This is a genomic window from Paucibacter sp. B51, assembly GCF_027863535.1.
Lineage (GTDB): Bacteria > Pseudomonadota > Gammaproteobacteria > Burkholderiales > Burkholderiaceae_C > Paucibacter_A > Paucibacter_A aquatilis.
In genome coordinates this window covers 3,035,810-3,062,255 of record NZ_JAPIVN010000001.1, presented here as the reverse complement: position 1 = coordinate 3,062,255, position 26,446 = coordinate 3,035,810, and the positions used below count along the sequence as shown (strand labels likewise).

At 65.8% G+C, this 26,446-nt stretch carries 20 protein-coding genes; 8 read left to right on the top strand and 12 right to left on the bottom strand.

Annotated features, from left to right (window positions below; all coding sequences use genetic code 11):
• Positions 1-21: 21 nt before the first annotated feature.
• From OOB33_RS13150 to hemC, 3 genes are read right to left on the bottom strand one after another with little or no spacing between them, the layout of a single operon-like run.
• Positions 22-1,218, bottom strand: coding sequence for a uroporphyrinogen-III C-methyltransferase (locus OOB33_RS13150; RefSeq protein WP_271009011.1), 1,197 nt, complete (start codon positions 1,216-1,218; stop codon positions 22-24).
• On the bottom strand, positions 1,211-2,023 hold the full coding sequence (locus OOB33_RS13145) for a uroporphyrinogen-III synthase (RefSeq protein WP_271009010.1): 813 nt from the start codon (positions 2,021-2,023) through the stop codon (positions 1,211-1,213). The genes OOB33_RS13150 and OOB33_RS13145 overlap by 8 nt, the downstream gene beginning before the upstream one ends.
• A 13-nt stretch (positions 2,024-2,036) precedes the next feature.
• Entirely contained in the window at positions 2,037-2,966 is a 930-nt protein-coding gene (gene hemC, locus OOB33_RS13140) for a hydroxymethylbilane synthase (RefSeq protein WP_271009009.1), read from the bottom strand.
• 117 nt (positions 2,967-3,083) lie between these two features.
• Between hemC and ppc the strand changes: the two genes are divergently transcribed.
• The 4 genes from ppc (at position 3,084) to OOB33_RS13120 (ending at position 8,701) form a co-directional block, all read left to right on the top strand.
• Positions 3,084-5,927, top strand: coding sequence for a phosphoenolpyruvate carboxylase (gene ppc / locus OOB33_RS13135; RefSeq protein ID WP_442953009.1), 2,844 nt, complete (start codon positions 3,084-3,086; stop codon positions 5,925-5,927).
• 72 nt (positions 5,928-5,999) lie between these two features.
• Entirely contained in the window at positions 6,000-6,203 is a 204-nt protein-coding gene (locus OOB33_RS13130) for a YjfB family protein (RefSeq protein ID WP_271009008.1), read from the top strand.
• 186 nt (positions 6,204-6,389) lie between these two features.
• Positions 6,390-8,081: a response regulator gene (locus OOB33_RS13125; protein ID WP_271009007.1), complete on the top strand. Its 1,692-nt coding sequence runs from the start codon at positions 6,390-6,392 to the stop codon at positions 8,079-8,081.
• Complete coding sequence (locus OOB33_RS13120; protein WP_271009006.1) at positions 8,078-8,701, top strand: sensor histidine kinase; 624 nt, start codon at positions 8,078-8,080, stop codon at positions 8,699-8,701. The genes OOB33_RS13125 and OOB33_RS13120 overlap by 4 nt, the downstream gene beginning before the upstream one ends.
• A gap of 53 nt (positions 8,702-8,754) precedes the next feature.
• On the opposite strand, the gene OOB33_RS13115 is transcribed toward OOB33_RS13120, so the two are convergent.
• Entirely contained in the window at positions 8,755-9,210 is a 456-nt protein-coding gene (locus OOB33_RS13115) for a hypothetical protein (RefSeq protein ID WP_271009005.1), read from the bottom strand.
• A 215-nt stretch (positions 9,211-9,425) separates the two neighbouring features.
• A complete protein-coding gene (locus OOB33_RS13110) occupies positions 9,426-10,043 on the bottom strand; it encodes a DUF1134 domain-containing protein (protein ID WP_207796048.1) in 618 nt (205 codons plus the stop codon).
• A 161-nt stretch (positions 10,044-10,204) separates the two neighbouring features.
• Here OOB33_RS13110 and OOB33_RS13105 point away from each other — a divergent pair, with 161 nt between their 5' ends.
• Both OOB33_RS13105 and OOB33_RS13100 read left to right on the top strand, forming a co-directional pair.
• Complete coding sequence (locus OOB33_RS13105; protein ID WP_102769943.1) at positions 10,205-10,651, top strand: hypothetical protein; 447 nt, start codon at positions 10,205-10,207, stop codon at positions 10,649-10,651.
• A gap of 137 nt (positions 10,652-10,788) precedes the next feature.
• Positions 10,789-11,172 carry a PilZ domain-containing protein gene (locus OOB33_RS13100; protein ID WP_223696834.1) on the top strand — a complete coding sequence of 128 codons (384 nt, stop codon included), beginning with the start codon at positions 10,789-10,791 and terminating at the stop codon, positions 11,170-11,172.
• Between the two features lie 24 nt (positions 11,173-11,196).
• Here the strand turns inward: OOB33_RS13100 and OOB33_RS13095 are convergent, their stop codons facing one another.
• Together OOB33_RS13095 and OOB33_RS13090 are read right to left on the bottom strand one after the other, a co-directional pair.
• Positions 11,197-12,051: an alpha/beta fold hydrolase gene (locus OOB33_RS13095; RefSeq protein ID WP_271009004.1), complete on the bottom strand. Its 855-nt coding sequence runs from the start codon at positions 12,049-12,051 to the stop codon at positions 11,197-11,199.
• 58 nt (positions 12,052-12,109) lie between these two features.
• A complete protein-coding gene (locus tag OOB33_RS13090) occupies positions 12,110-13,327 on the bottom strand; it encodes a serine hydrolase domain-containing protein (protein WP_271009003.1) in 1,218 nt (405 codons plus the stop codon).
• Between the two features lie 369 nt (positions 13,328-13,696).
• Here OOB33_RS13090 and OOB33_RS13085 point away from each other — a divergent pair, with 369 nt between their 5' ends.
• Positions 13,697-13,903 (top strand): cold-shock protein, encoded by a 207-nt coding sequence (locus OOB33_RS13085; protein WP_058720877.1) that lies wholly within the window; start codon positions 13,697-13,699, stop codon positions 13,901-13,903.
• 466 nt (positions 13,904-14,369) lie between these two features.
• Entirely contained in the window at positions 14,370-14,588 is a 219-nt protein-coding gene (locus tag OOB33_RS13080) for a hypothetical protein (RefSeq protein ID WP_102769940.1), read from the top strand.
• Between the two features lie 51 nt (positions 14,589-14,639).
• Here the strand turns inward: OOB33_RS13080 and OOB33_RS13075 are convergent, their stop codons facing one another.
• From OOB33_RS13075 to OOB33_RS13055, 5 genes are all read right to left on the bottom strand, one after another.
• Entirely contained in the window at positions 14,640-16,487 is a 1,848-nt protein-coding gene (locus OOB33_RS13075) for a beta-galactosidase (protein ID WP_271009002.1), read from the bottom strand.
• A gap of 8 nt (positions 16,488-16,495) precedes the next feature.
• The gene (locus tag OOB33_RS13070) at positions 16,496-17,875 is read right to left on the bottom strand and encodes a Gfo/Idh/MocA family protein (protein ID WP_223696835.1); all 1,380 of its coding nucleotides are present in this window, start codon (positions 17,873-17,875) and stop codon (positions 16,496-16,498) included.
• Positions 17,876-17,962: 87 nt separating this feature from the next.
• Positions 17,963-19,276 (bottom strand): DUF3472 domain-containing protein, encoded by a 1,314-nt coding sequence (locus OOB33_RS13065; protein ID WP_271009001.1) that lies wholly within the window; start codon positions 19,274-19,276, stop codon positions 17,963-17,965.
• 89 nt (positions 19,277-19,365) lie between these two features.
• On the bottom strand, positions 19,366-22,323 hold the full coding sequence (locus OOB33_RS13060; RefSeq protein ID WP_271009000.1) for a TonB-dependent receptor plug domain-containing protein: 2,958 nt from the start codon (positions 22,321-22,323) through the stop codon (positions 19,366-19,368).
• 103 nt (positions 22,324-22,426) lie between these two features.
• Positions 22,427-25,897 (bottom strand): TIM-barrel domain-containing protein, encoded by a 3,471-nt coding sequence (locus tag OOB33_RS13055; RefSeq protein WP_271008999.1) that lies wholly within the window; start codon positions 25,895-25,897, stop codon positions 22,427-22,429.
• Between the last annotated feature and the right edge of the window lie 549 nt (positions 25,898-26,446).

Below are 26,446 nucleotides of genomic sequence, written 5' to 3'. Positions count from 1 at the left end.
CCGCAGCCCTGCTCCGGGCAATCAGCGGCCCGCCGCAGCAGCCGCCAAAGCGGCCAGGGTGTCATCGGGGCGCGGCACGCTGACCTGGCGCGCCTGACCGGCGACCTGGCGCACCAGATCGATGGCCGAGCTGACCTTGCGGGAGCGGGCGTCGAAGTAATGGTTCAGCACGTCCTGGCTGTCACGCAGATCGGCCTGCGCGGTGTCGAACTGGCGACTGAGCAAGGCCAGGCGGGCGTTGAGCAGGCGCAGCTTGAGGTTCTCGCGCAGGAAAAACGCCTGCTCGGGAGCCAGCAGCACCGCCTCGGGATGGTCGATGCGGGTGACGCGAACCAGGGTGCGGGTCTCACCCCAGACCAGGCCCGCCATCTCGGCCAGTCGGGTCTTGGCTCGCCACCACCAGACCGACAGCGCGCCGTCGTCCTCGCCCGGTGCCGCATCGGCCTTGCCGTCTTGCGCCTTGGCGCTGGCTCCGCTCGGCTTGCCAGCACGGCCTGGCGCCGTCGCCGGCTCGCCGCCACGCTCGGCCACCGCCAGCAGGGGCAGTTCGTCGAGCAGGCGCACCACCTCGTCGAGCTTGATGGTCAGGGTGGACACATCGACCACGCTGATGGCCTTGACGCGGTCCAGATCGCGCGCCACGGCGCGGCGCACGCCTTCCATGCGTGGTTGCTTGTAGCGCAGCAGGCGCTCGTCGGCCTGCTTGAGCGTGGCCACCAAGGGCTCGACGCTGCCGGTCACGGCGGCTTGCTGCAGGGCCACGCGGATGGAGGCTTCGATGTCGCCGATGACGTTCTCGTCGCGCGAGCGGGACATGGACTGGATCAACTCTTCCAGCTGACCGCGCTGCAAAGCCACCTCGGCCAGGCGGGCATCGAGCAGCGCCACCTTGGCGGCCGTGTCACGGGTCAGGTCTTGCGACTGGCGCGAAGCGGCACGGGCCTCGCTGGCCTCGGCCTGCACCAGTTCCTGGCGGCGCACCAGCTCTTGCTCCAGGGCTTGCTGGCGGCTCAGGCCTTGCCAGGCCAGACCCACACCGGCCAGCGAGGCGACGCCAAGCAGCAACAGGGTCACCGGCACCCAGCTCGGCAAGGCGGCGGCGGGCAGCGCGGCAGCGGGAACGGAAGTCGCGGAATTCAGGCTCGCGCCGGGCGCATCGCTAGCGGGCGCAGCAGCGCCCGTCGTGGCGTCGAGAGGGGGGGTTTGGGCTTCACTCACAGTGAAAATGATTGTAGGCGTCGGCCTGCACCGCACCGAAGGCTTGGGCCACGGCAGCCGCGTCGGGTCGCGTCAAAACCACATGCCCCCAGCCCTCGGCGCGCGCGCGCTCGGCGATGCGGGCATGGGTGGCCAGGCAACGCTGGCGTGACCAGTCCACGCCGGCCGGCGCCAGGCTGTGCAGGTGTCCGACCGCCTCGCCGCTGCTGAACAGCCAGAGCATGCGCTGTGGCTGCGCGAGCAGATCGGCCAGCTCCTGCTGCTGCGCCGCATCCAGCTGCGGACAGCCGCGCCGGTAGACGCTGAAGAATTCAACCGGCGCCGCGCCGCGCTCGCGCAAGCGCTCGGCCAGCCAGTCGCGCCCTCCCTCGCCGCGCAGCATCAGCACCGGCCGGCCTTGCCAATCCATGCCGCTGAGCTGGGGCCACAAGTGCTCGGAGTCGAGGCTGGGCGCATCCGCCGGCGGCTGGATGATGAGTGAGGCCGGTACACCGGCCGCCTGCAAGGTGCGCGCGCTGCCGGGCCCGACACAGGCGGCCAGACAGGCCGCGGGCCATTCAAAGCCCACCGGTGCTTGCGCAAAAAAACCCTCGACCGCATTGGGGCTGACGAAGAAGGCCAGGCGCGCCCGTGGCAAGGCCACCCAGGCCGCTTGCGCCTGCTCGGGCGCCGCGGGGCTGATGGCCAGCAGCGGAAAGCTGCGCGCCGGCACGCCCTGCGCTTGCAAGCGCTGCAGCCAGTCGCCGGCCTGCTGCTGCGGCCGGGTCAGGATCAATTGCAAAGCGGCCGTTTCGGGCGACGCCATGGCGGCGAGCGAGTCAGGCTGCGGGCAGATAGTCCGCCGCACCCAGATCACGCAGGGCCTGCGCGGCCCGCTCACCCAAGGCCACGGCTTCGGCATCGCTGCGCACCGCGGCCTGCAGCTGCGCCTTCAACAAAGGCCGCTCGGGCGACTCGGCATGACCCAGGGCCACGGCCACCAGCAACTGCTCGCCCTGCCAGCGCGCATGGGCTGCCAGCGGCATGCTGCAGCTGCCGCCGAGGCTGCGCGAAACGGCGCGTTCGGTCTGCGTGGCCAGCCAGGTCGGGCGGTCGATCAAGGTGGCCAGCTGAGCGTTGAGTTCTGCCGCATCGGCGCGCAGCTCGATGCCCAGGGCGCCTTGGCCGGCGCAAGGAATCATCTCCTCGACGCTGAAATGGCTGCGGATGCGATCCGCCAGGCCCAGGCGCTTGAGGCCGGCCGCGGCCAGGACGATGGCGTCGTAGCCGCCGTCGTCGAGCTTGCGCAAGCGGGTGTCAAGATTGCCGCGCAGCGGTTCGATGCGCAGATCGGGGCGCAAAGCCTTGAGCTGGGCGACGCGGCGCAGGCTGGAGGTACCGACCAAGGCGCCCTGCGGCAGCTCGGCCAGCGAGGCATAACGGTTGGACACCAGGGCATCGCGCGGGTCTTCGCGCTCCAGGATGGCAGCCAGGGCGAAGCCCTCGGGCAGCTCCATGGGCACGTCCTTGAGCGAATGCACGGCCAGATGGGCACGGCCCTCTTCCAGCGCGGTTTCAAGCTCTTTCACGAACAAGCCCTTGCCGCCGACCTTGGACAGGGTGCGGTCGAGGATCTGATCGCCGCGGGTGGTCATGCCCAGCAGCTCGACATTCAGGTGCAGGCTGCGCTCCAGCAGCGCCTTGACATGCTCGGCCTGCCAGAGGGCCAGGCGGCTTTCGCGCGTGGCGATGACGATGGTTTCTTTCATGGCCGGCATGCTAGCAGGCGGCTGTTGTAACTCAGCCGAAATTGGCGAGCCGAAGAAACTGCTAGAGTTGGATTAACGTAACCTTGTTACATCACCCCTGTCCAGCCGAGCCCCGCCATGCCCGCCTCCTCGAAAGCCGCCCCGCGTCGCGCCAAGTCCGCCCCTCCGGCCCCCAACAGCAGCCGCCAGGCTGCCGACAAAAACCAGCCGCTGATGGACGACATCCGCCTGCTGGGGCGGATTCTGGGCGAGGTGATCCGCGAGCAGGAGGGCCGTGAGGCCTACGAGCTGGTCGAGCGCATCCGCCAGCTCTCGGTGGCCTTCCGCCACAAGCATGATGCGGCCGCGGGCAAGAGCTTTGACAAGCTGCTCAAGAGCCTGTCGGGCGAGCAGACGGTCAGCGTGATCCGTGCCTTCAGCTATTTCTCGCACCTGGCCAATATCGCCGAGGACCGCCACCATGTGCGCCGCCGCGAGGTGCACGAGCGCGCCGGCAGCCTGGCCGAGGGCTCGCTGGCCTTTGCCCTGGAGCGCCTGCACGAGGCCGGCGTGCGCCCGGCCGAGATCGCCAAGACCTTGCAGCATGGCTTCATCTCGCCGGTGCTGACCGCCCACCCGACCGAGGTGCAGCGCAAGAGCATCCTCGATGCCGAGCGTGCCGTGGCCCAGCTGGTGGAGCAGCGCGACAGCCTGCACAGCGAGCGCGAACGCCGCGACAACGAGGCCTTGATCCGCGCCCGCGTGACCCAGCTCTGGCAGACCCGCATGCTGCGCTACAGCAAGCTCACTGTGGCCGACGAGATCGAGAACGCCCTGTCCTACTACCAGGCCACATTCCTGCGCCAGATCCCCAAGCTCTATGCCGAGCTGGAAGAGGCCCTGCCCGGCCATGAGTTCAACAGCTTTCTGCGCATGGGCCACTGGATCGGCGGCGACCGCGATGGCAACCCCAATGTCACCGCCACCACCTTGCGCCATGCGCTCTCGCGCCAGAGCGAGGTGGCGCTGCGCCACTACCTGACCGAGCTGCATGAGCTGGGCGCGGAGCTGTCCATCTCGGCCCGGCTGGCCCAGGTCACGCCCGAAATGCAGGCCCTGGCCGAACGCAGCCCGGACCGCAACGAACACCGCATGGACGAGCCCTACCGCCGCGCCCTGACCGGCATGTACGCGCGCGCCGCCGCCACCCTGCAGCAGCTGACCGGCACCGAGGCGCTGCGACATGCCGTGGCCCCGCAAGCGCCCTACGCCAGCCCGGACGAATTGCTGGCCGATCTGCAAGTGATCGAGCGCTCGCTGCGCAGCCACCATGCCGGTGCCCTGATCGCGCCGCGCCTCAAACCCCTGATGCGCGCCGTGCGCGTGTTCGGCTTCCACCTGGCCACGCTGGACCTGCGCCAGAGCTCGGACCAGCATGAGGCCGTGATCGCCGAGTTGCTGAGCACGGCCCGCGTCGAGGCCGATTACAGCGCCCTGGACGAAGCCGGCCGCCGCGCCCTGCTGCTGCGCCTGTTGCAAGACGCGCGGCCGCTGCGCGTGCACGGCGCCCAGTACAGCGAGAAGACCGTGGGCGAGCTGGCCATCTTCGAGGCGGCGCTGGAAAGCCTGCAGCGCTTCGGCCGCGAGGCCTTGCGCCACTACATCATCAGCCACACCGAGTCGGTCAGCGACCTGCTGGAAGTGCTCTTGCTGCTCAAGGAAGTCGGCCTGCTGCGCGGCACGCTGGACGGCGAAGCGGTCAGCGACCTGATCGTCTCGCCGCTCTTCGAGACCATCGGCGATCTGCGCGAGGCGCCGCTCATCATGGCCGAGTTCTACGCCCTGCCCGGCATCTCGGCCCTGCTCAAGCGCAGCGGCGGTGAGCAGGACATCATGCTGGGCTATTCCGACTCCAACAAGGACGGCGGCGTGTTCACCAGCAGCTGGGAGCTTTACCGCGCCGAAATCGCCCTGGTCGAGATGTTCGCCACCCTGCCCGAGGCCCGCGGCATCACCCTGCGCCTGTTCCACGGCCGCGGCGGCACGGTGGGCCGCGGCGGCGGCCCGAGCTACCAGGCCATCCTGGCCCAGCCACCGGGCACGGTGAATGGCCAGATCCGCCTGACCGAGCAGGGCGAGGTGATCGCCTCCAAATACGCCAACCCCGAGATCGGCCGGCGCAATCTGGAAACCCTGGTGGCCGCCACGCTGGAAGCCACCTTGCTGCACCCGACCAAGAGCGCGCCCAAGAGCTTCCTGGAGGCCGCGCAAGCCTTGTCGGACCTGAGCTTCGGCGCCTACCGCGGCCTGGTTTACGACACGCCCGGCTTTGCCGAGTATTTCTTCGCCGCCACGCCCATCCGCGAGATCGCCGAGCTCAATATCGGCTCGCGCCCGGCCTCGCGCAAGCCCACCCGCGCGATCGAAGACCTGCGCGCCATCCCCTGGGGCTTCAGCTGGGGCCAGAGCCGCGTCGCCCTGCCCGGCTGGTGCGGCTTCGGCTCGGCCGTGCTCGAGTTCCTCGGCCCCGAGGGGAGCGAGCAGCATGCCAAGAACCTGGGCTTGCTCAAGCGCATGTTCAAGCAATGGCCTTTCTTCCGCACCCTGCTGTCCAACCTGGACATGGTGCTGGCCAAGACCGATCTGGCGATTGCCGAGCGCTATGTCGACCTGGTCGAAGACAAGCGCCTGGGCAAGAAGATATGCGCCGCGGTCAAGGCCGAGTTCGAGCGCACCAGCCTGGCGCTGCGCCTGATCACGGGCGAGCGCGAGCGCCTGGCCGGCAACCCGGCCCTGGCGCGATCGATCAGCCACCGCTTCCCCTACATCGACCCGCTCAACCACCTGCAGGTCGAGCTGCTGCGCCGCTACCGCGCGGTGCCGCTGGAGAGCCGCGCCAGCGACCCCAGCATGGAACGCGTCCAGCGCGGCATCCATCTGTCGATCAACGGCATCGCCGCGGGTTTGCGCAACACCGGCTGATCCGGGCTCAAGTTCCAGGCCGGGGCGGCCGACAACTGCGGAAGAAGCAGCAGCCGCACCAAGGAGCCCCGCATGGAACTCGCCAACACCGCCCTGGTCCACAACGCCGGCTCCGCCGCGCCTGGCAGCGTGCAATCGAGCGCGCAGATGCTGGTGCTGAAAAAAGCCATCGACCAGCAAGCGCAGGGCGCCCTGCAACTGCTGGACGCACTGCCGGCCCAGCCGGCCCTGGCCAGCTCGGGCTCGCTGGGCACCCGGCTCAACGTCTACGCCTGAGGCCGCCGCCGCCCGGTGATTGCTGGGCGGCGTTTCGGCCCTAGATCCCACCTCAACTCCGCGCCTCAGCGCCGCCGAGCTCCTGTAAGCTTGCCATCAAACACTGGGCGCTGATCGCTCAGGCTTGCAACGCAAGCCGAGCGACACCAGCCCAGCGACCGCGTTGCCATGTGCACAAGGGAGCTTATGCGCGTCGATACCCCGTACTCCAAGATTGAAGCCCTGGTCGTGGACGATATGGCCACCCAGCAGACCACGCTGCGCGGCCAGCTGGGCATGCTGGGCATCGGCAAGATCGATGCCGCAGGCTCGGCCGAAGACGCACTGCGCATGGTGCGCGCCAAGCACTACGGCCTGATCCTGTGCGACTACAACCTCAACCACAAGACCGACGGCCAGCAGCTGTTCGAGTTCCTGCGTGAAGGTCGGCTGCTGGCGCAAGACACCTTGTTCTTCATGATCACGGCCGAGAGCAACTACAACTCGGTGGCGTCAGCGAGCGAGCACATGCCCGACGCCTACCTGCTCAAGCCCATCACCGCCGGGGACATCGAAGACCGGCTCAAAAGCCAGCTCGACAAGCGCCACGCCCTGCTCGACATCAACAAGGCCCTGAGCAAGAACGATCTGCCCGCCGCCCTGCTCGCCTGCGACGCCTTGCTGGCCAAGAAAGACCGCTGGTTCATGCATGCCCTGCAGATCAAGGGACAGACCTTGCTGGACCTCGGCAATGCCGATGAAGCGCGCCAGGTCTACCAGGGTGCGCTGGACCTGCGCGCCGGCCTGATGTGGGCCCAGATCGGCCTCGCCCGGGCGCAGAAGGCGGCCGGCAAGTTCGAGGAGGCCAAACGCCTGGCCCAGGCCATCCTCAGCTCACCCGAGGGCGACAAGAACCTGGCCGCCTACGACATCGCCGCCCAAGCCCTGGAAGCCCTGGGCGACCACGGTGCCGCCATGCAGATGATGAAAAAGAGCGCCCAGGTCGTGCCTTCGGCCCGGCGCCAGCGCCAGCTGGCCGAGAGCGCCTACCGCAACGGTGACCTCGCCACTGCCAAGGCCAGCCTGCAAAAAGCCATCAAGTTCAGCCAGGGCGCGATCACGGCGCAGGCACAGGATCTGCTGTCCCTGGCCCAGACCCAGATCGACCTGGGCGAAACCAAGGAAGCGCTGGAATTGATCGCCGACAGCGCCACCCGAGCCACCCGCGGCGCTCAGGAGCCCGAATTCGAAGCCGTGGCCCTGGCCCTGCGCGCGCAAGCCCATGCCCTGCAAGGCGAGAGCGAGAAAGCCGCCCGCGAAGCCGAGCAGGCTCTGGCCCAAGCGCCCATGACCGGCAAGGCCGATTTCGCCACCGTCACCCTGGCACGCGCCGCCTTGCTGACGGGCCAGATCGAAACGGGGCTGAAGCTGATCAACCAGGCGGTCAGCGCCGACCATGAAAACAGCCGCATCCAGCAACTGGCCTGCAAGGCCTTGAACGACACCGGCCACAAGGACCAGATCGAGGGCGTGGTCCATGCCGCCAGCAAGGGCCTCAAAACCCGCTTGCACGAGGCCAAAATGCTGCTGCGCGCCGGGCAACTCGATGAAGCGCTGCAGGCCATCGAGGCGGAGCTGGCCGAGTACCCCGAGAACACCACCGTGCTGCTGGAATGCGCGCAGATGAACTGCATGGCGCTGCGCTTGAAAAAGAAGCTCGACGACAGCCGCCTGAACCAGGTGCGCGACTATCTGGCCCGGCTGGAAAAGCTGATGCCCGGCAACGATCGCGTGGCCCAGATGCGCCGCTACTTGCGGGAGACTTTGGCCGCCTTGCAGGGCAATTCGCCCTTCAGCATCAGCGCGACTGCGGCACCGGCTGGCCGCGCTGGCGCATGAATCGGGAGCTGCTGGCCTTGCTGGTCCATGACCTCAAGAACCAGCTTGGCGTGCTGGAGGCTGAACTGAGCCTGCTGGTTGAAGCGCCTGAGGCCGAGGCTGCCCACCGCGCCCATTTGCACTGCGCCCAGCTGCGCCAACGCCTGATAGCGTATCTGACGGTTTACGCCACCCCTCATGCCAGGCTCACGGCGCAAATGGAGGATGAGTCGCCGCGGGAATTCCTCCAGCAGATGCTGCGCGTGGACTCACGCCCGGACGGCGCTCCGCTGAGCCTGGATGACTGCGCAGCTGCGCCTGCCTTCTGGTACTTCGACCCACGCTTGGTGCGCCTGGCCCTGGAAGCGGCCCTGCACAACGCCTGGAGATTCGCGCGCAGCGAAGTGCGCCTGAGTGCCCAGCTTGAGGATGGCTTCCTGGTGCTGGCCGTCGAGGATGACGGTTTGGGTCTGGACGCCAAAGACCCTGCCGCCCGCTCATCCACGGGCCTGGGCTTGGAGCTCTGCGCGGCCGTTGCCCGCGCTCATCAGCTCGGCGAACGCCAGGGCCGAGTCGTGTTGAAGCCACGAGACGCGGCACAGCGCCAGCGTGGAACCCGGTTCGAGATCTGGCTGCCCTGAGGCCTCGGGCCTGAGTTTCAAGCGAGCAGGCGCAAGCTCCGGCGCCCACCTTCTCAGCGCCCTGAACCGTGAGCAGCCAGCACATGGGCCGGCAAGGCGGCGTGCGGCTGGGCAGTTCGGGCATTGAAGCTCACCAGCAACTTGTATGCGCCACCTTGCGCCACGCCAGGCACACAGTTGATGAAGTTCATGGCACGTCGAACCGCTTGGCGGTACTTGAGCCCCCCGCCCTGCACACGCAGGTCGATCGGTTCCGCGCCTTCCAGCTTGAAAGCCACGGTCACCACCGATTCGCGACCCTCTTGCTCAGCCACCCAGCTGAGCTGATCATCCAAGACTTGCGCATAGCCGGGGCAGGCATCCCCCAGGGGCGGCAAGCTCAAATCACCGGCAGCCGGGCCGATGACAGCCACGCGCTGCAACTGTGATTGAGCATGTGCAATACCGAAATTCAGACTCAAGGTCACCGCGGCCAAGAGCGCTGCCGAAAGAGATGTGGACTTCTTCATGAGGACTCCGTTCTGAGGTCAGAGGTGTCACAAGCCCTTGAGGCCGGCACAGGCCCGAACTCGTGATCTGGGAGTCAGCGTAGAAGTCGCGTCAGCAGCCGCCAAGCGCTGTGGGACGACGACCAGGAAAACAAGGATCAAAACCCCAAAACCCGGCATGAAAATGGTTCGGCACCTCGCCTGGATCTGCAAACCGCCAGGGCATGCCCCGGAACTCAGAAGGGATTGATGCTCTTCTCGCGCCGGTAATGGACATAGCCAACGCTGGCGCCGGCCCGCATGCCCACGCCAAGACGGATGGGCGCCAAGGTGATGCCCTTCAAGCGCTGGTAATTGATGCCGGCGCCGCCCACGTAGTACAGACTGCCATCCACACCTGGAAAGCGCTGGTAGATGGCCGAGGCCTTGGGCAGGTGGTAGACCAGGGTGAATACCTTGGAGGCATTCGCGCCGGCGTCAAAACCGATCGAAGGCCCGGCCCAGAACACCGGGGCACTGGCGCCTGTTTTCATCTGCAAACGTCCCTCACCGTAGCGAAGACCAATGCTCAGCGCGGCACTGACTTCCTCGCCCTTGACGTATGCGTTGGGTCGGCCCTGCTCCTTGAAGGCCTTTTCGATCACGCGGGCCAGACCTTCGGTGGTGCTGCCAAAGAAATCGGTCGCAGCCTTGAGAATGGAATCCTCGTCGTAGCTGTTGGATTCATCCTCGGTCGCCGGTGCCGCGAGTGCGTTGTGCGCAGCCAGCGTGCTCAGCGAGGCAGCGGCTCCAAGCCAGCCGCCCAAGCGGCGCAGTTGCGAGCGCCGATCCGGGTCCATCATGTGTTCGCCCATGGGGCACCTCCTTGCAAGTTCAAACCCATCTGCAGCTGGATTGATCAGCACACACGTGCGCTGCGTGAAGGCCTGCACGTGAAACTGTCTTCGTAGCCACTCGCACGCAGCCTACACTGTGCGGCGCTGAAACAGCCTGCGCTGCTGCATCTTCTTACACCATGAGTTCGAACCCCGACCTGCCCAAGCTGGCGCTGGCCCTGGAATACGCCGACCTGGCCGCCGCCCTCTATCTGGCAGGGGGCAGCGACCATGCGGCGCGCCTGTTGGCAGCCGCTGCAGAGGAAGTGCTGGGCGATCTGGCCAAATTGCTGGGGCCCCATGCCCACAGCGACGAGGTGCAGACCTTGCTGGCACGCATCGCCCTGCGCTACCGGGCGCCAGTGATCGAACCGCGCAGCCATATGCAAAGCCGCCAGTCCGAGGGCCGGGCGCTGGATCACGCGGAGCCGCGTGGCCTGCCGATGGGTGAAGCTCGGCAATCCACTGCTGCCTATTTGCGCGCAGCCTGGTACACGCTGGAATCCATGGGCTTGGAATCGGTGGTGCCTGCGCGCCTGCGCAAGGCTGTGGAGCTCAGCACCATCTGCGAACCCTGGAGCGGCTGAGGGCCTCTGCACGCCTCAAGTGCAGCATCGCCCCGAGAGAATCAGGCGGCTGTTTCGAGGCCTTTTTCCATGCGCCTGCGGGCTGCCCCCTCTGCTAGCATCCATCGAGCGCCTCGAGCGCCTCGAGCGCCCACGCTTTGCGACTTTGGGAGACTGCCATCAACACCGAACGCCGCCAGTTCGCCCGCGTCGCTTTCGACGTCAAAGCCGAACTCATCACCACGCAGACCGCCCTGCAAGCTCAGGTGCTGGACCTCTCCCTCAAAGGTGCGCTGCTGCTCTTGCCATCAGGAAGCGGCGCGAATGTGGGCACGCCCTGCCTGCTCAAGATCACCTTGGCCGACGGCGAAACCACCATCTCAATGGCCGGCGAGTTGGCCCATATGCATGACGACCGCGCCGGCATGCTCTGCCGCAGCATCGATATTGAGAGCATCACCCATCTGCGCCGCCTGATCGAGATGAACCTCGGCGACGCGAGTTTGGTGGAACGGGAACTGGCCGCGCTGTTCAGCGCCTGATCGAACGGGGGCATCGGCCCCAAGTCACAGTGGCTGCATGATGAATCGACGCAAGACAGCATAGGCTGCGTCCGGGTCGTCACGCCAGGCACCATGACCGACGCCAGCAAAAGTCACCAGCTCACCCAAGCCCGCAGGCAAGGCGTCCGCAATCTCCTGCGCATCTTCGGGCGGACACACAGGATCCTGATCACCGCACATCACCAGCACCGGGCACTGCGCCGAGGCCAGGCCGGGCAGCAGTTGCATCTGCTGCTTTTCACCCGCCACGAAGTGCAAAAGAATCTCGGGCTTGATCAGGGTTCTCGCGCCGGCATGAGGGTCCAGCGGCGGACGGGTGTTGTAGAGGCTGCGCACACCATCCCAGTAGGCATGCCAGGTCTGCATCGAAGGGCGAAGCCAGAAGTCCTCGGCCAAGGCCCTCGCGTGTGCGCCACCGCGGCGCTCAAACGCCGCCAGCTTGCGCTCCAGCCCCATGTGATGCGAAGTGCTGGACAAGATGACCTTGCCGGCATGTGCTGGGTGGCGAGCCAGATAACGTTGTGCCACAAAGCCGCCAAAGCTCTGCCCCAGCACGATGGGCTTGACCAAACCCAGCGCGTCACAAAGCCGCACCACATCGTCGGCCCAGGTATCCAGGTTCCACTCCTCGGGCGGGCGCGGGTCGCTGCGACCATGGCCACGGTGGTCATAGAAGATCACTTGAGCCACATCGGCCAAGGCAGCAAAGCCAGGCTTGAAAGCCGCGTGGTCAAAGCCCGGGCCACCGTGCATGCAGATCAGCGTGGGCAGCTCGCGCATGCGCGGCCCATCAGGCAGGAGGCCAGGGCCTTGCACGTCGACAAACAGCCGAACTCCGGCTTCGATTTCAATTCGCATGATGAGACTTCACTCCTGGCGCGCATCCTAGCCGCAGGCCGACACAGCGAACCTCGGTTTACCAACTGCCACCGTAATGGGCGACCAGGCCGCGCCAGAAGGCATCCGCCTCGCGCCCCAGGCTGGTGTCTCCCGCGCGTGGCTTGGCGTTGGCACTGGTTTGAACCATCACCAACTTGAGCGCCGGATCGACAAAAATCATCTGCCCATACACGCCCAGCAAGGCGAAGCGTCGTGCCCGCCCGGGGAAGGTCCAGAACTGATAGCCATAACCGAAGTACGGCGTGGCCTGGCCCGGCGCGAACTGGGGTGGATGGCGGCTGGCATCGGTGGCCTCCTGCACATACTCGCGTGGCAGCACCTGCTGGCCGGTATCCGGGCGCAGGCCGTCATGGGCCAAAAGCCAGCCCAGACGGCCGTAGTCGCGCAGCGTGGCGTTGAAGTTGCCGCTGCCAATCTCGACACCCTGGCGGTCGGTGCGCCACAAGGCGGAGCTCTCAGCGCCCATGGGCTGCCAGAGTCGACGCTGCAGATAATCACTCAGGCTGCTTCCGGTGGCCGCACGCAGGACCAGAGTCAGGACGATGGTGTCGGCGCTGGCATAGTTGAAACGCTGGCCGGGCTCAGCCGCGCGCTCGCTGATCTGCTGCGCCGCGAGCTCCAGTCCTTCGCGGGCCGCCACGCGCCCGAAGTACTCCAGATCATCGCTGCCGTCATAGCGCTCACTGAAACGAGCGCCCGAGGCCATGCGCAAGAGATCCCTCAAACTCACACGTCCGAATTGGCTGTGCGCCAGACTGCTGACGTATCGCTCGGCTGGATCTTCGATCGATTTGATACTGCCATCTTGCAAAGCCAGGCCAATCGCAAGAGACACCAAGGACTTGGCCACGGAGTTCGAGAGAAATCGGTCCTGCGCACTGCGGCGGTACTGATAACGCTCAATCTGAACAGCACCGTCCTTGATCACCAAGAGCCCCATGACGCGTTGGCGTGCCAGATAGTCATCGATACTGAGATTGCGCAGCGCATCGACATGCCAACGGATCGCCGGCTCACGTGCGCTTCGCATCAGCGGCATCACCTGGGAGCTGGGAGCCAGCTCATGCACGCTGCCATTCATCAACCCAGGGATCTCGGCCTGATGGGTGAACGAGCCCACACGCACCAGCTCGGAGGTGAACCAGTTGCTGGCCTGCCCCACCGGGTAGCCCAGGCTGCGGCCCAAGCGCTCCTCGTCCGGCGCAGCCGACACGGCCGTGGCCAGACCTACCATCGCAAGGGCAGGAAAGAGACTCAGCAAGCGACACTTGCCAAATGAGAAAAGGACAGCAGTTTTCATGGAGCCGCGCAGCTTGCCAGTTACGCATGCGCAGAACAAGCGGGATATGGCCTCGGTAGAAAAAGCGCGGGGCGGGACAGACAAACTGTGCTACATTAGCTGCATAGATACGCACAAGACCGTTTCTTCAAGGTCTTCAATCTGCAGCCCCGCCGTACGTTCGCTTCATTCGTCGCGCCAGGCTCGCTTCAGTTTCAACTCCCCGTTTGACTGTTCTTGAGTGTTTCTGTCTCCGCAGGCTTTGCGTTGTCGCGAGCCACGGAGTATTTTTAATTTGTTCAAAAGGAACACATCATGACAACAATGCAAACTGGCACCGTGAAATGGTTCGACGACGGCAAGGGCTTCGGCTTCATCACGCCTGAAGATGGCTCCAAGGACCTGTTCGCCCACCACAGCGAAATCCGCAACAACGGCGGCTTCCGCACTCTGGCCGAAAACCAAAAGGTTGAATTCGAAGTCAAGCAAGGCCCCAAGGGTCTGCAAGCTTCGAACATCCGCGCTCTGTAATTGAGCACGGCGGGTGGTGCCCTCGGGCGCCGCTCACCTGATGGGTTGGCGTGCAAGCGTCAACCCATTGTTTTTTGCGCCACCGGGGCTTCTGACCCGACTCGCAAAAGACGCAACACCAAGAAGTAGAAAAACAAACGAAGAAGACAAGTCGGGCCAGCATCGCGCTTTGCTGCTCATTCAGTCAAAGCGCAAGCACTGAACCCGACAAGCCCTGCCGATGATGGCAGGCTGAGGCGGCCTCGCCATGGCCGAGCACCTCAAGCCAAGCCGGGCATCCCAAGCCCAGCCCTGAGATCGATGGAGACCTTGAGGACTCTCGATCCACTGCATGCCCCAACATGCCGTAGCAAGCTCCCCTCCCCTGTTTCGAACGCTTTTCCGTACTCCTTGGTCTGAGTTCTCTTCTCATTCCGAAACTGGCGGCACGGGCCCCAAGCCCGCCGCACCGCAAGAAAAAAACAATATGCAAAACAAGCACAGCATCGAAGTCGGCAAGTACCTGGTGTCACCCATGATCAAGCCGCAATCGGATGGCAGCTTCGCCGCCTCCGTCTCCATCCGCTCGGGCCAAGGCATGGCCAGCCACGACCGCGTGATGCGATTCACCCCCAGCTTCCACAGCCCGCGCGCCGCCATCCGCTACGCCACGGCCGAAGGCCTGGCCTGGATTCAGGCCCACTGAAACCTGCCGACCTTGGAAGGCTGCACGACGCAGAACGCTCGTGCTTGCGCTTCAGGGATTCATCGCCTCCCACCCACTGACCGAACCACCCGCGGTCGAGCGCAGGTCCAGCACGATCAGCTCGTTGCGACCCTGCCGCAGCCAGGGCGCGGGCAAGTAAAGCCGCTGCTGCGGGCCGATGGCCCAGTAGCGGCCAAGGTTGTGGCCGTTCACCCAGACCATGCCTTTGCCGAACTGGGACAAGTCCAGAAAGGTGTCGGCTGGCGTGCCAGCGATCACGAAACTGGCCTTGAAGAAACGACCCGGTCGCGGGTCCAGCGCCGCCGCAGACGCCGCGGCCGGCAGCCCCTGCACCCAGCGCTCGCGCAGAGGCAGCGGGTGGTGGTCCCAGCCCAGCAAGGTCATGCCGTTGAGGCTTACCCGTTCGGTGATGCCTTTGCGGTCGACCAGCAGCGGGCCGAAGTTGATGCGGCCCATGGCCTCGACCAGGATCTCCAGCAGCGGCTCGGCCGCCTCGCTGGCGGGCAGCTCCAGGCTGTTCTCACCCAGGCGGCGGTCGAGGTGGCCGATCAAGCAGCCATCCAGATACACACTGGCCAGGTCATGCAAACCATGCAGGACCAGCTTGCCGCTGCGCGCGCCGACCAGGCGGGTGCGGTAGAGCATCAAGCCCTGCTCATGGCTCAGGGCTTCGAAGGTCTTGGGATGCGAGCTGCGCCGTGCTGGGGGCAGGTGTTGCCAGAGCGAGGCATGCGGCTCCAGTTGCAGGGCCGGCAGGCTCATCACCGGGATCGGTGCAGGCAATTCGGGCAAAGGGCTGCGATCCTGGCGCAGGGCCGCGATGCGCTCGCGCAGCTGGAAGTACTTGGCGCGCGGCCGCCCCTGCTCGTCGATCGGCGCGTCGTAGTCGTAGCTGGTGACATCGGGCTCATAGCCCTTGCCGCCTGAGTTGGCGCCGGCGGTGAAGCCGAAATTGCTGCCACCGTGGGCGACGTAGAAGCTGAAGGACTTGCCCGCGCGCAGCAGGAAATCCACCTCCTTCAACAAAGGCTCGACCTCGGGCCGCGCCCAGGCCTCGCCCCAGTGAGTCAGCCAGCCGGGATAGGTTTCGCTGCTGAACACCGGCACGCCGGGGTTGATGCGCCGAGCCAGCTCGAAGTGGGCCGGCTCGCTGCCCGAATCCAGGCCCACGGCCACGCCGGGCAGGCTGCCGGCGCCCAGCATCTGGGCGGTCGGGCCGTCGGCGGTGTAGAACGGGATCTGCCAGCCCTCGGCGCGCCACAGCGCGGCCAAGCGCTTGAGATAGCCGCGGTCATTGGCATAGCTGCCGTACTCGTTCTCGATCTGCAGCATGGCGATCGGCCCGCCGCGCTGGATCTGCAGCGGCGCCAGCGCCCGGGACACGGCGCGCACATAACGCGTCACCGCCTGCAGATAGCGCGGGTCCTGGCCACGCAGGCCGATGTCCGCATGGGCCAGCAGATAGGGCGGCAATCCGCCCAGATCCCATTCACCACAGACGTAAGGCCCGGGTCGCAGCAACACCAGCAAGCCCTCGGCCTGGGCCAGGCGGGCGAAGCGGGCGATGTCGCGGCTGCCGGTCTTGAAATCAAACTGGCCCGGCCGCGCCTCGTGCTGATTCCAGAACAAATAGATCGGCACCGCATTGCAACCCATGGCGCGCGCCATCTTCAGGCGGTGCTTCCAGTACTCGGGCGGGATGCGCGCGGGGTGTATCTCGCAGCCGATGAGCTGGGTGGGCTGGCCATTCAGCAGGAACTCATCCCGGCCCAGCTCGAAGCGCGCGGGCGCACTCCAGGCTGGGGCAGAAATCGACCCGGCCAGGGCCAGCGCCAGCAGGCCGGCAATCCAGGAACTGCGGCGCGGCTTGCTGCTCATGCGGCGGCTCAGTATTTGTCGTCGAAGGCGAAGATGGGCTTGCGCGTCTTCCACAGGCCTTCGGTGAAGTCCGGGAAGGCCAGGGTTTTGAAGCCCTCGGCGATGGACTGCTCGGACAGCGGCGTGATCGCGCTCCAGGCCACAGCGTCGTAGATGTCGATGGGCATGGGCGCGTTGGCCTTGAGCGCTTCGACAAAGGCGTGGACGACAAAGAAGTCCATGCCGCCATGGCCGGCGCCTTCGGCCTTGGCCGCGTACTTCTTCCACAGCGGGTGATCGAACTTGTCCTGGTAGGCCTTGAAGTCCTCCCACTGGTGGGGCTTGCTGATGCCTTCGATGTGGATGGAATGGTTCAGGTCCATCCACAGGCCATCGGTGCCCTGCACGCGGAAGCCCAGCGAGTAAGGGCGCGGCAGCGAGGTGTCGTGCTGCAGGATGATGGTCTCGCCGTTCTCGCAGGCCAGGGTGGTGGTGACCACATCGCCGAGCTTGAACTTCACCTTGGCGCTGGGGTGGTCCTTGGCGCCCATCTTCTTGCTGATGTAGTCGTTCAAGCCCCGGGCCTTGCTGGCAAAGGCATTGATGTGGGTGAAGCGGTTGCCGCGGTGGATGTTGGCGTACATGGCGCAGGGGCCGATGCCGTGGCTGGGGTAGAGCTCGCCGTTGCGCTGCACCGAATGCTCGGTGCGCCAGCGCGCCTCGCTCCAGCCCTTGGCGCCGAACTCCACGCCGCTGCCGTAAGGCTTGTTCGGGTCACCGTTGTTGAACTTCACGGCGCGCAGATCGTGCTGGTAGCCGCCCTGCAGATGCACCAGCTCACCGAACAGGCCGGCACGCACCATCTGCAGCACCGCCATCACATCGCGGCGGTAGCAGACGTTTTCTAGCAGCATGTAGGGCGTGCCAGTGCGCTGCTGCGTGCGCAGCACGTCCCAATGGTCTTGCAGGGTGATGCCGGCCACCACCTCGCAGCCGACCGGCACCTTGGCATTCATCGCATCGATGGCCATGGAGGCATGCAGCTCCCAGGGCGTGGCGATGATGACGCCGTCCAAGCCTTTTTGCTCCAGCAGCTTGCGGTAGGCAAGCTTGTCGCCGCTCTCGCCGTAGGTCTGCGGCTTGGCTTTCTTGAAGCGCTCCACCATGGCCAGCGCACGGCCCAGCATGATGGGCTCGATGTCACACAGGGCCACCACCTCGACATCGTCGCGGCGCAGCAGCTCGGTCAGCAAGACCTGGCCCCGCATGCCGGTGCCGATCAGGCCCAGGCGCAGGCGTTCCCGGCCGGCGGCGCGGGCGGTGGGCATCAGGGTGCTCAGGCTGGCGGCGCCCAGGGCGGCGGAACTGGAGGAAAGAAAGTGGCGGCGTTGCATGGTGCGTGCGTGCATGAGGAAAAGAAAAAGGGAGGAATGTCGGTGGGCGCGGTCAGCCGAAGGCACCGGCGCATTGTGGCGCCAGCCTGCCTCGGCGGGCCTTCATTCGGGCAAGGAGCTCAGTTCCACCGTGGGCTTCTTGCCGCCCAGCGGGCGGGTGAAGGATTGATTGGCGGGCACGGTGGCGTTGAAGAAGCCGCCGTTGCGCAGGTAGAACTGGCCGCTGGCATCGACACCCCCGGCAAAGTCCAGGCGCTGGCGGTTGCCGCCGGTCGGGTCCACCGTGAACCAGCCCTTGTTCAGCTCGGTCCAGGCGCCGCTCTTGTTGACGGCCCATTGCTGGCCCATCAGCATCTTGCGGCCAGCGAAACCGTTGGTATCGATGAAGTTCTCGCAGAAGGAATGGGCGCCGGTCAGCCAGGTGTTGGTGGCCGGGCGCTTCCAGGTGGCGATGAAACGCCACTGGCCCTGCTCCACCGCGTAGAACCAGGACGAGTACAAGGTGTTGCCCTGGCCGTCCGGACGCACACGGGTGATGAAGGGATAGGTGGTGCCGGCCTTCCAGGGGTAGACCAGATAGCTCTGGCCGCCCGTGCCCTCGCCGCCGAACTCATTGCTGACGACCTCGGGGCCCTTCTTCACCAAGGTGGTCTTGCCGCTGTCGGCATCCCAGACGGAGAACAGCACCCAGCGCTCTTCCTCCTTGACCTGGATGCCGAAGTAGCCTTCGCCAAAGCCATTGGCCATGAAGTAGGAGCCCACGGCATCCTCGCCGACGGGAATGGTCAGCTCGTTGTAGAGGTACTCGGTGTGGGCCGGCGTGCTGTAGCTCATGTGCACCGAGGGCCCACGGCGCGACCAGTAATAGCCCCAGTCGGCATCGAGGTTGGCATAGACCAGGCCGGCCGCTGCCGTGCCGCTGAGCTCGATGGCCTGAAGCTGCGCAAACTCAGGCCCGGTGCGGCTGATGCCCTGCACGTCGATCCTCACGTAGCCGGCCTGCGGCACATCGATGGTGGCCAGGGTGTTGAAGGGGCCGGCCGTCGGCGTCAGGCGCAGATTGAATGACTTGCCCAGGGCCGAGACCCGCACCTGGCTGACGCTGCCCGCCGGCACCGTGCCCTTGAGGCTGATCTTGAACTTGCCGGGCTGGGCCACACGAACCCAGCTGCTGATGACGGTGCGGGCATCGCGCCAATCCATCAGCCCCTCGTTGTAGGAGATCCACTCAGGCGCATCGGGCGCGGCGCTGGTGATGAAGGCATTGCCGGCCAGGGCCACACGTGTTGGGGCCAGCTTGGCCACGGTGGCCGAGCCCGGGGCGGGCATCAAGGCCGCCGCCTGGGCCATGGCGCTCAGGCCGAGGCAGGCGCTCAGCAGCAGCGCATGAGGCAACAGAGATCGAAAGTCTGACATGGCAGTTCTCGCAACAGACGTCCGTGGCGCAAGCCGGGCACGTCGAGAAACAGGAAGGCGGGCCGGGGCATTGCCCCGGCCACACCAGATCACCAGAACTTGTAGCTGGCGGACAGGCTCAACATGCGGCCGTAGATGTTGTAGCGGTGGTCATAGCCTTCCCAGCCATTGGGGTCGTAGTAGGGCTGGCGATTGAACAGGTTCTTGACGTTCAGGCCCAGGTTCAGGTGCTTGATCGGCGTCCAATTCATCGACAGATTGACCGTGGTGTAGGACGGAATGCCGCGGCGGCAATCGTCCGCTGTCAGGGCGCCACCCTTGGTCGCGCAAGCTTCCGGCGTGTAGGTCTCGTCGCCCGGGTAGTCGGCCCACTTGCGGGTGCCGGTGTAGTTGACGAAGACGCTGGTCGTGAAGTCCCGGTACTTCCAGTCAGCATTCAGCGTGGCCGTGACCTTGGGGTTGCTGTGCAGGCCGATGTAGTTGCCCGACCAGCCCTCACCATCGTCGTAGTTGTAGATGGTGCGGTTCATGATGGTGGTCTTGATGCCCAGACCCAGGCGGCCGTAGTCACCCAGGCTGAAGCGGCCCTGAGCGTCCAGGTCAAAGCCATCCACCAGGGTGCGGCCGCGGTTCAGGTACTTGTTGACCAGGCCGGCCAGGTTGCCGACCGTGTACTTGGGCACGCCGGCGGCGCAGGCTGCGGCATTGGCCGGGTTGGCGCACATGGCGGCCGCTTCAGCCATCACGGCCTTGTCGGCGTCTGACAGTGGCACGCGCTGGGCATTGGGTGCGCCCTCCAGGCTCGGGCCATACTTCTCGACCGCCTCGCGGAACAAGCGGCCGAAGTCCTCGCGCACGATCTCGTTGCGGCGGTAGACGAAGAAATAGTCGGCCGAGACATTGAAGTCCTTGTGCGGCTCCAGCACGATCCCCAGGGTGGAGATCTTGGCCTTCTCGGGTTGCAGATTGGGATTGGGCGGGGTCATGCCTCCGACCACGGTGCTGCAGTTGCTGTTGAAGAGCTGGGTGCCGCGCTCGCGCTCGGAAGCCACCGTGGAGCTCTTCAGCAGATTGGCGATTGCATCGGTCTGCTTGCAGCGCAGTTCGTCGCGCACCACGGTCTGGGCATAGACGCCACCGTTGCCGGACTCCGCCAGATTGGGCGCACGGAAGCCTTCCGAATAGGTGCCGCGCAGCAGCAGTTCGGGCATGGCTCGGTACTTCAGGCCCACCTTGGGCGCCAGATTGGCAGCGAAGTTGGGGTATTTGTCGAGACGCACGGCAGCGTCCATCTCCAGGTTCTTGCTCAGGGGCACGATGGCTTCGCTGAACAGCGCCGCCACATTGCGCTCGCCCTTGAACCAGGAGCCGCCCTGCTGGGTGATGTCACCGGCCGCTGCCGCCGGGTTACCCGGGGTGTAGAACTCCTCACGCATCAGCTGGGCACCGAAAGCCGCACGCACGGCGCCCGCGCTGAGCTGTGCGACCTCGCCCTCGACCTTGCCGTCCCAGGTGGCCAGACGGGTCCAGGAATGGATGTCGAAGGTCGGGAAGGCTTCTCGCAGCAGGGCCGCATTGGATGCGCTGATCTCGCCGAACTTGTAGGCCGGATTGTCAGCAATATAGGTGCGCTTGGTGACCGGATCGACGGTGTAGGGACCGAAGGCCTTCTCGAAGCCCTTCTTGCTGGTGTTGATGGTCTGGAACAGGGTCGAGTGGCTGCCGGCCAGGCTGAAGGCCGACTCGTAGTCCCATTTGCCGAAGCTGCCGCGCACGCCGCCCAGCACCCGGTAGCTGTTGTCCTCGTTCTTCTGGCCAATGTGGTTCAGATCGTCCAGCAGGTAATACGTCAGGCCCGCGGCGCCGCCCATCTTGGCCTTGAGCTCAGGCGTGAGCTTGTTGTAGACGTTGTTGGGGCCCAGGAAAGGCTGAGTGAAGGTGTTCAGCGTGGTGCCGGTGTCACGCGAGAACCAGTTGCTGCTGGAGCCGCTGTTGAAGAAAGCCGGGCGGTTGATCGAGTGAAGCTGGATGTGGGTGTAGTTGGCCTGGCCGAAGAACTCCATGTCGGGGCTGGCGGCATAGGTGCCGTTCAGGAACAGGGTGGCGCGGTCGGAGGCGCCCACCACGGCCAGCTGGTAAGGCAGGTTGTTGATCGCGCAGCTGGTGTTGCTGCCGGTGGTGACGATGCTGGTGCAGCCCGGCACCGCCATGCTGGAGCGGGTGTTCTTGCTGTCGAACACGAACAAGGTGCCCGGGTTCAGCACGCCCGGCGTGCTGCCGTCGCTGATGCGGAAGTTCTTGATGTAGTTCGGGTTGTCGATGTAGTAGCCGGCCGGGCGCTTGTCCAGCGTGTCCTGGGGCGACACGGTGTCACGCTTGTAGAGATTGACCGAGCCGTAGACATTGAACTTGTCGCGCGCCAGATCGCCAAAGCCGAACATCGCGCTGGCCGAATGCTGACCGTAGGCCTTGATGCGCTGCGAGCTTTCGGTGTTGGCACTCAGCTGCAGGCCGGTGAACTCCTTCTTGGTGATCACATTGATCACGCCAGCCACGGCATCCGAGCCGTAAACAGCCGAGGCGCCGTCGGTCAGGATTTCCATGCGCTCGATGGCGGCCGCTGGAATCGTGTCGATATTGACGAACTGGGTCTGGAAGCCATCCGGCGCACCGTAGAAGGACAGGCGGCGGCCGTTCAGCAGCATCAGCGTGCCCTGCGCACCCAGGCCACGAAGATTGGCCTGCGAGGCGCCATCGGTGCCGGTGAACATGGAGCGGAAGTCCTGCAGCGCCGGCATATTGGCGGGCAGGTTTTCCAGCACCTGCTGCAGGGTCTTGGCGCCCATGTTCTCGATCTGCTTGGCGTCCACCACCTGCACCGGCGAGGCGGTCTCGGCGTTGATGCGCTTGATGCTGGAGCCGGTCACCTCGACGCGGTCGAGCTTCTCGCCCGCTTCTTTGTTGCTCGGGTTCGCGGTTTGGGCTTGGGCCCAGGACGCCAGGCCGGCTGCGGCCAGGACGGCCACCAGTTTTGTCGTTTTTCTCATCGTCTCATCTCCAAGGTTTGGGCACGCCGCAACGCGGCTGGCCTGTTTTTGCCAACGAACAGGGGTCAGTGAAGGGTGGGTGGGGTCGGTGCTGGCTGGGTCGTCAGCGCGGTGCTGCGTTTTCCGCTCGCGACGGCCTTGAGGGCGTCGCGTCGAAACTCACGGTGGCGCCTTCCAAGCCCAGCAAGGAAGCATTGGCCCAGTTGGCGCAGACCTTGTGGGCCTGGCTGCCGGTGGCGCGCAGGGTGCGCAGGCTCAGATGCTTAAGCCCCCGCACATCGAGCTCGGGTTTGACCACGGCCGGTGCCTGGATGCGGCCGCTGTCGTAGAGCAGGCGGCCATCGCCCCAGACCTGGAACTGCAGGCCGCCAAAGCTGCGGCAGCTGTCGTCCACACCAAGGTCAGCACGGAACAGGTTCCAGCGGCCGCTGAGGCTGAAGTCCAGGCGGCTGCTGGCGCCCACGCCCAAGCCCTTGTGGAACTGCAGGCCGTTCATGCGCATCTGCGCGGCGGCGCTGGCTGGTCGGTCGCGGCGTGCGGCGCCGACGGCCGGCAGCTCGGAGAGGTAACGCTGCTGCTCGGCGGCGCCTTCGGCAGCACGATGTTCGAGCACATGGAACTCCGACAAGGCGATGGGCTCGACCTCGCTGGGCAGCAAGGCATTGAAGGCTTTGGCAGCTGCTTCGCCGCCCGTTTCGGCCGCGGCCCCGTCAGCAGCGGCATCGGCCACCTTGTTGTGCGTGCTCAGCACGCGGAAACGCAGCAGGCGGCCGGCGGCCGGCTTGGGGAAGTTGAGGGTCTGCAGGCCCTCCTTCAGCGGCAGGCGGCCAGCCAGCACCGGGGCGCCCCAGTCGCCGTTGTTGTCGCCCATGTAGACCTCGAAGTCGCGAACCTGGCCGTACTTCCAGTTCTTGTCATTGCGCGGCGCGATCTCGATGCCGTCGATCAGGCGGCGCTCGCCCAGGCCCAGCACCCATTCATGCGGCCCGGCCTTCATGGCCTGGTTGCGGGTGGTGCGGAACCAGGTCTCGGGCTTGCCGTCAAACGCACGCTCGATGTGGTGGCCCGGCTCTTCGGCCGGGCGGTTGACCACGGTCAGGCTGTCCACCGGCACCTGGCGGCCCAGCACCGGGGCGGCCGGGAAATCCTCGCTGCCGGCCAGCACGCTGCCCGCGGCGATCTTCAACAGGAAGCTGGCCGACTGGCGGATGGAGCGCGGGCCGGTCTTGATCTGCACCGTGCCGAAGCGGTCGGCCGCATCGAAGAACCAGCCCTGGCTGGCCGCTTGCAAGGCCTGGGCATCGGCCAGCTCAGGCAGAACCTGACCGCCCAATTCCACGGAAGCCGGCTTGACGCGGGTGTGCACGCTCAGGGCCAGGCGGCGCTGCGCCAGCTGGCCGGCGTACTCGCCCTCGACCGCGCCGACCTCCACCCGCACATCGCCGGCGCCGTCCAGCGGTGCGCTCATGCGGATGCGCTGGCGGCTGCTCTTGCCCTGTTCGCGGTACTGGCGTGTCAGGCCGTCGTCCTCGTACAGGGTGAAGCTCGATTCACCGTGGGGATAGAGGTCCAGGCCCAGCTCGTCCTTGGGCTTTTCGCCGTCGTACAGGCTTTCCGGGTAGAGCGGCAGGATGGCGCCGCCGCGCACAAAGACGGGCAGCTTGTCCAGGCCGACCTGCAGGTCGATCGTGCGGCCGGCTTCCGGCGCACGGACGCTGCGGCCGTCCCAGTAATCGAACCACAGGCCTTGCGGCAGGTGGATGTTCTTGCGCCAGCCGCCCGAGGCGGCCTGGCTGCGGTAGACCGGCGCCACCAGCAGATCACGGCCGAGCAGGAACTGGTACTTGTGCGCCTCGGTGAAGGCGGCCGGGTCCTGCGGGTGGTCCCACATCAGGCCGCGCACCAAGGGCGCGCCGCTGACCTCGGCCTCATGGGCCAGGGTGTACATGTACGGCGTCAAGCGCATCTTGAGCTTCAAGTACTTGCGGTTGATGCTGCGGTAGGGTTCCTCGTAGGCCCAGGGGTGCTTGCGCGCCGCCTCGGCCCAGCCGCTCATGCCCATGAGCACCGGCGTGAAGGTCTTCCACTGCAGGTCGCGGGTGTAGGTCTCGGGGCTGCCGCCGAAGATGGCGTCCACGTCGCCGGTGGCATAGACCTGGCCCGAAAGGCCGGAGCCGATCAGGGTCGGGATGTGCCAGCGGATGTAGTCCCAGCTGCTGCTTTGGTCGCCGGTCCAGGTCACGGCATAGCGCTGGATGCCGGCCCAGCCCATCACCGTCCACAAAAAGGGCCGCGCGTCGGAGTTGTCGAGAATGCCATTGAAGGCCGACTGGTTGGCATCCATGGCGAACTGGTAGCCCTGGCCGGTCCAGGCCACGTCCAGCTTCTGCGCGCGGCTGCCGGCCGTGCCGACCTCCCACTTGATCTTGTCCACGCCGTTCTCGGTCCACAAGCCGGTGCGGAAGCCCAGATCGGCCAGACCCTTCACGACATCGGGCAGGTCGGTGTAGCCGCAGCCGTAGCCATCGTTGGGCAGGATCCAGCCACCGGGCATGTCGTGCTCGCGGTACTTGCGCGCCACGGAGCTCAGCACATCGGGGGTCTTGCCGGTCGGGCCGTCGCTCCAGCCCTTGGGCACGGTGCCGGGCTTCTTGACGTTGTCGCCGTCGTTGTAGCAGTCGGCATCGCCGTATTCATAAGCCCAGCGCGGCAGCAGGCGGGCGCGGCCGGTCAGCTCGGTGTAGCGGGCCAGCACCTCGCGGATGCTTGGGCCGACGAAGAAGAAGGCGTCGAAGCGCCCCTCCTGGTGCTGCAGCGAGATCTGCTCGGGCGAGCGCAGGTCGTAGCTGCCATTGCTCCAGGTGTTGCGCAGCATGCCCCAGCCGCGCGAGCTCATCAAAAAAGGCGCAGGGCTGGGCCGATCGCCCTCTTCCCAGCCGCCCGAGTACGAAACCTCAAGCTGCTTGCCCTTGAACTCATAACGGCCATTCTGCTGGCCACCGCCGAAGAAACGTTCGTCCTTCTGGCTGCTCAAGGTCTGCACGCTGAGCTTGTCGGCGATGTCCAGGCTTTGGGTCTCCCGCCAGAGCAGGCTGCGGTTGTCGGCCTTGTACAGCGCCAGGCGCAAGGGCTTTTTGTAGACGCGCAGGGCCAGGGCCTCGGTCTTGAGCAGGTGGTGGTCGCCCTGATCGCTCCAGCTGTGGGCCACCGGCTGGCTGACCGTCTCGATGACGATGGGCGCCGCCTTGTCACCGGCGGACTGCAGCTGATCCTTGGCCCCGGCCCAGAGGCGCAGCACATCGGGCTTGAGCAGGCTGATGCGCAGACGCATCTTGCTGTCGGTGCGCAGATCCCACTGCTGCAGGCCTTCGCCCGGCGCCGGCGTGGCGGAAGCCGGCACGGCCTGAATCTCGCGCAGCGCACCCAGCGGCGCCGCCGCCACCTCAGCCGCCGCCAGCAGCAGGCCACCGCAGACCTGGAGCACAGCCAGGGCCAAGGCCGGCGTGCGCAGCGCGGTGCTTGGCGCATGGCTTGGCAGCGTCGGCTGCGGTAAGCGGTTCTTGACCATCTGCATATCCCTCTGAATCAACGACGTCCTGCAAATCCTCGCTGCCGCCTTTGGAACTGGCGCGGCCGGGTTTGCGGTGTGGGGGTGAGGCCGCCCGGGTGAACGGCCTTTTCCGTCTGCGCCGCGAGCCCTTCGCTCGTTTGCGCAAATCGAAAGCAATGGAAAGACTCTATGCAGCACAAAGCAAGATGTCAACGAAGAAAACCAGCAATACCCCTGCGAAAAAGACAAATTCAGTAGAAACCACTAGCAGAAATTCTTGCCGGACTTGTGAAAAGAAAGATTTTTATTGATACATTCTTGCTTCGAAAGTTTTGTTCTGAGCCGATGTTGCTGTCACGGGACGGCAATTGGCCGGCAATTTCGAAAGTTAAAGGTTTCGTTTCGAAAGAAACAAGCACTAAACAGAAGCATTGCGGGTGAAGTGCCGGGCGCGGGTCGCAAAAGAGACGAAACTCCGGCCTGCGTGCCAGCCCTCTGCGCCTGCGGCCCCGGCTTGCAGGCGCCACAGCGCAAGAAGCACCCGCCCCAACCATCCAGACGCCACGGGCCCGC

What these genes read in the sequence shown, in the direction of transcription:
- OOB33_RS13110 (WP_207796048.1), bottom strand. Translation starts at nt 10,043, where the DNA reads ATGGGCGAACACATGATGGACCCGGATCGGCGCTCGCAACTGCGCCGC.
- ppc (WP_442953009.1), top strand. Translation starts at nt 3,084, where the DNA reads ATGCCCGCCTCCTCGAAAGCCGCCCCGCGTCGCGCCAAGTCCGCCCCT.
- OOB33_RS13065 (WP_271009001.1), bottom strand. Translation starts at nt 19,276, where the DNA reads ATGTCAGACTTTCGATCTCTGTTGCCTCATGCGCTGCTGCTGAGCGCC.
- OOB33_RS13080 (WP_102769940.1), top strand. Translation starts at nt 14,370, where the DNA reads ATGCAAAACAAGCACAGCATCGAAGTCGGCAAGTACCTGGTGTCACCC.
- OOB33_RS13095 (WP_271009004.1), bottom strand. Translation starts at nt 12,051, where the DNA reads ATGCGAATTGAAATCGAAGCCGGAGTTCGGCTGTTTGTCGACGTGCAA.
- OOB33_RS13055 (WP_271008999.1), bottom strand. Translation starts at nt 25,897, where the DNA reads ATGCAGATGGTCAAGAACCGCTTACCGCAGCCGACGCTGCCAAGCCAT.
- OOB33_RS13070 (WP_223696835.1), bottom strand. Translation starts at nt 17,875, where the DNA reads ATGCACGCACGCACCATGCAACGCCGCCACTTTCTTTCCTCCAGTTCC.
- OOB33_RS13105 (WP_102769943.1), top strand. Translation starts at nt 10,205, where the DNA reads ATGAGTTCGAACCCCGACCTGCCCAAGCTGGCGCTGGCCCTGGAATAC.
- OOB33_RS13085 (WP_058720877.1), top strand. Translation starts at nt 13,697, where the DNA reads ATGCAAACTGGCACCGTGAAATGGTTCGACGACGGCAAGGGCTTCGGC.
- OOB33_RS13075 (WP_271009002.1), bottom strand. Translation starts at nt 16,487, where the DNA reads ATGAGCAGCAAGCCGCGCCGCAGTTCCTGGATTGCCGGCCTGCTGGCG.
- OOB33_RS13090 (WP_271009003.1), bottom strand. Translation starts at nt 13,327, where the DNA reads ATGGTAGGTCTGGCCACGGCCGTGTCGGCTGCGCCGGACGAGGAGCGC.
- hemC (WP_271009009.1), bottom strand. Translation starts at nt 2,966, where the DNA reads ATGAAAGAAACCATCGTCATCGCCACGCGCGAAAGCCGCCTGGCCCTC.
- OOB33_RS13120 (WP_271009006.1), top strand. Translation starts at nt 8,078, where the DNA reads ATGAATCGGGAGCTGCTGGCCTTGCTGGTCCATGACCTCAAGAACCAG.
- OOB33_RS13130 (WP_271009008.1), top strand. Translation starts at nt 6,000, where the DNA reads ATGGAACTCGCCAACACCGCCCTGGTCCACAACGCCGGCTCCGCCGCG.
- OOB33_RS13060 (WP_271009000.1), bottom strand. Translation starts at nt 22,323, where the DNA reads ATGAGAAAAACGACAAAACTGGTGGCCGTCCTGGCCGCAGCCGGCCTG.
- OOB33_RS13125 (WP_271009007.1), top strand. Translation starts at nt 6,390, where the DNA reads ATGCGCGTCGATACCCCGTACTCCAAGATTGAAGCCCTGGTCGTGGAC.
- OOB33_RS13145 (WP_271009010.1), bottom strand. Translation starts at nt 2,023, where the DNA reads ATGGCGTCGCCCGAAACGGCCGCTTTGCAATTGATCCTGACCCGGCCG.
- OOB33_RS13115 (WP_271009005.1), bottom strand. Translation starts at nt 9,210, where the DNA reads ATGAAGAAGTCCACATCTCTTTCGGCAGCGCTCTTGGCCGCGGTGACC.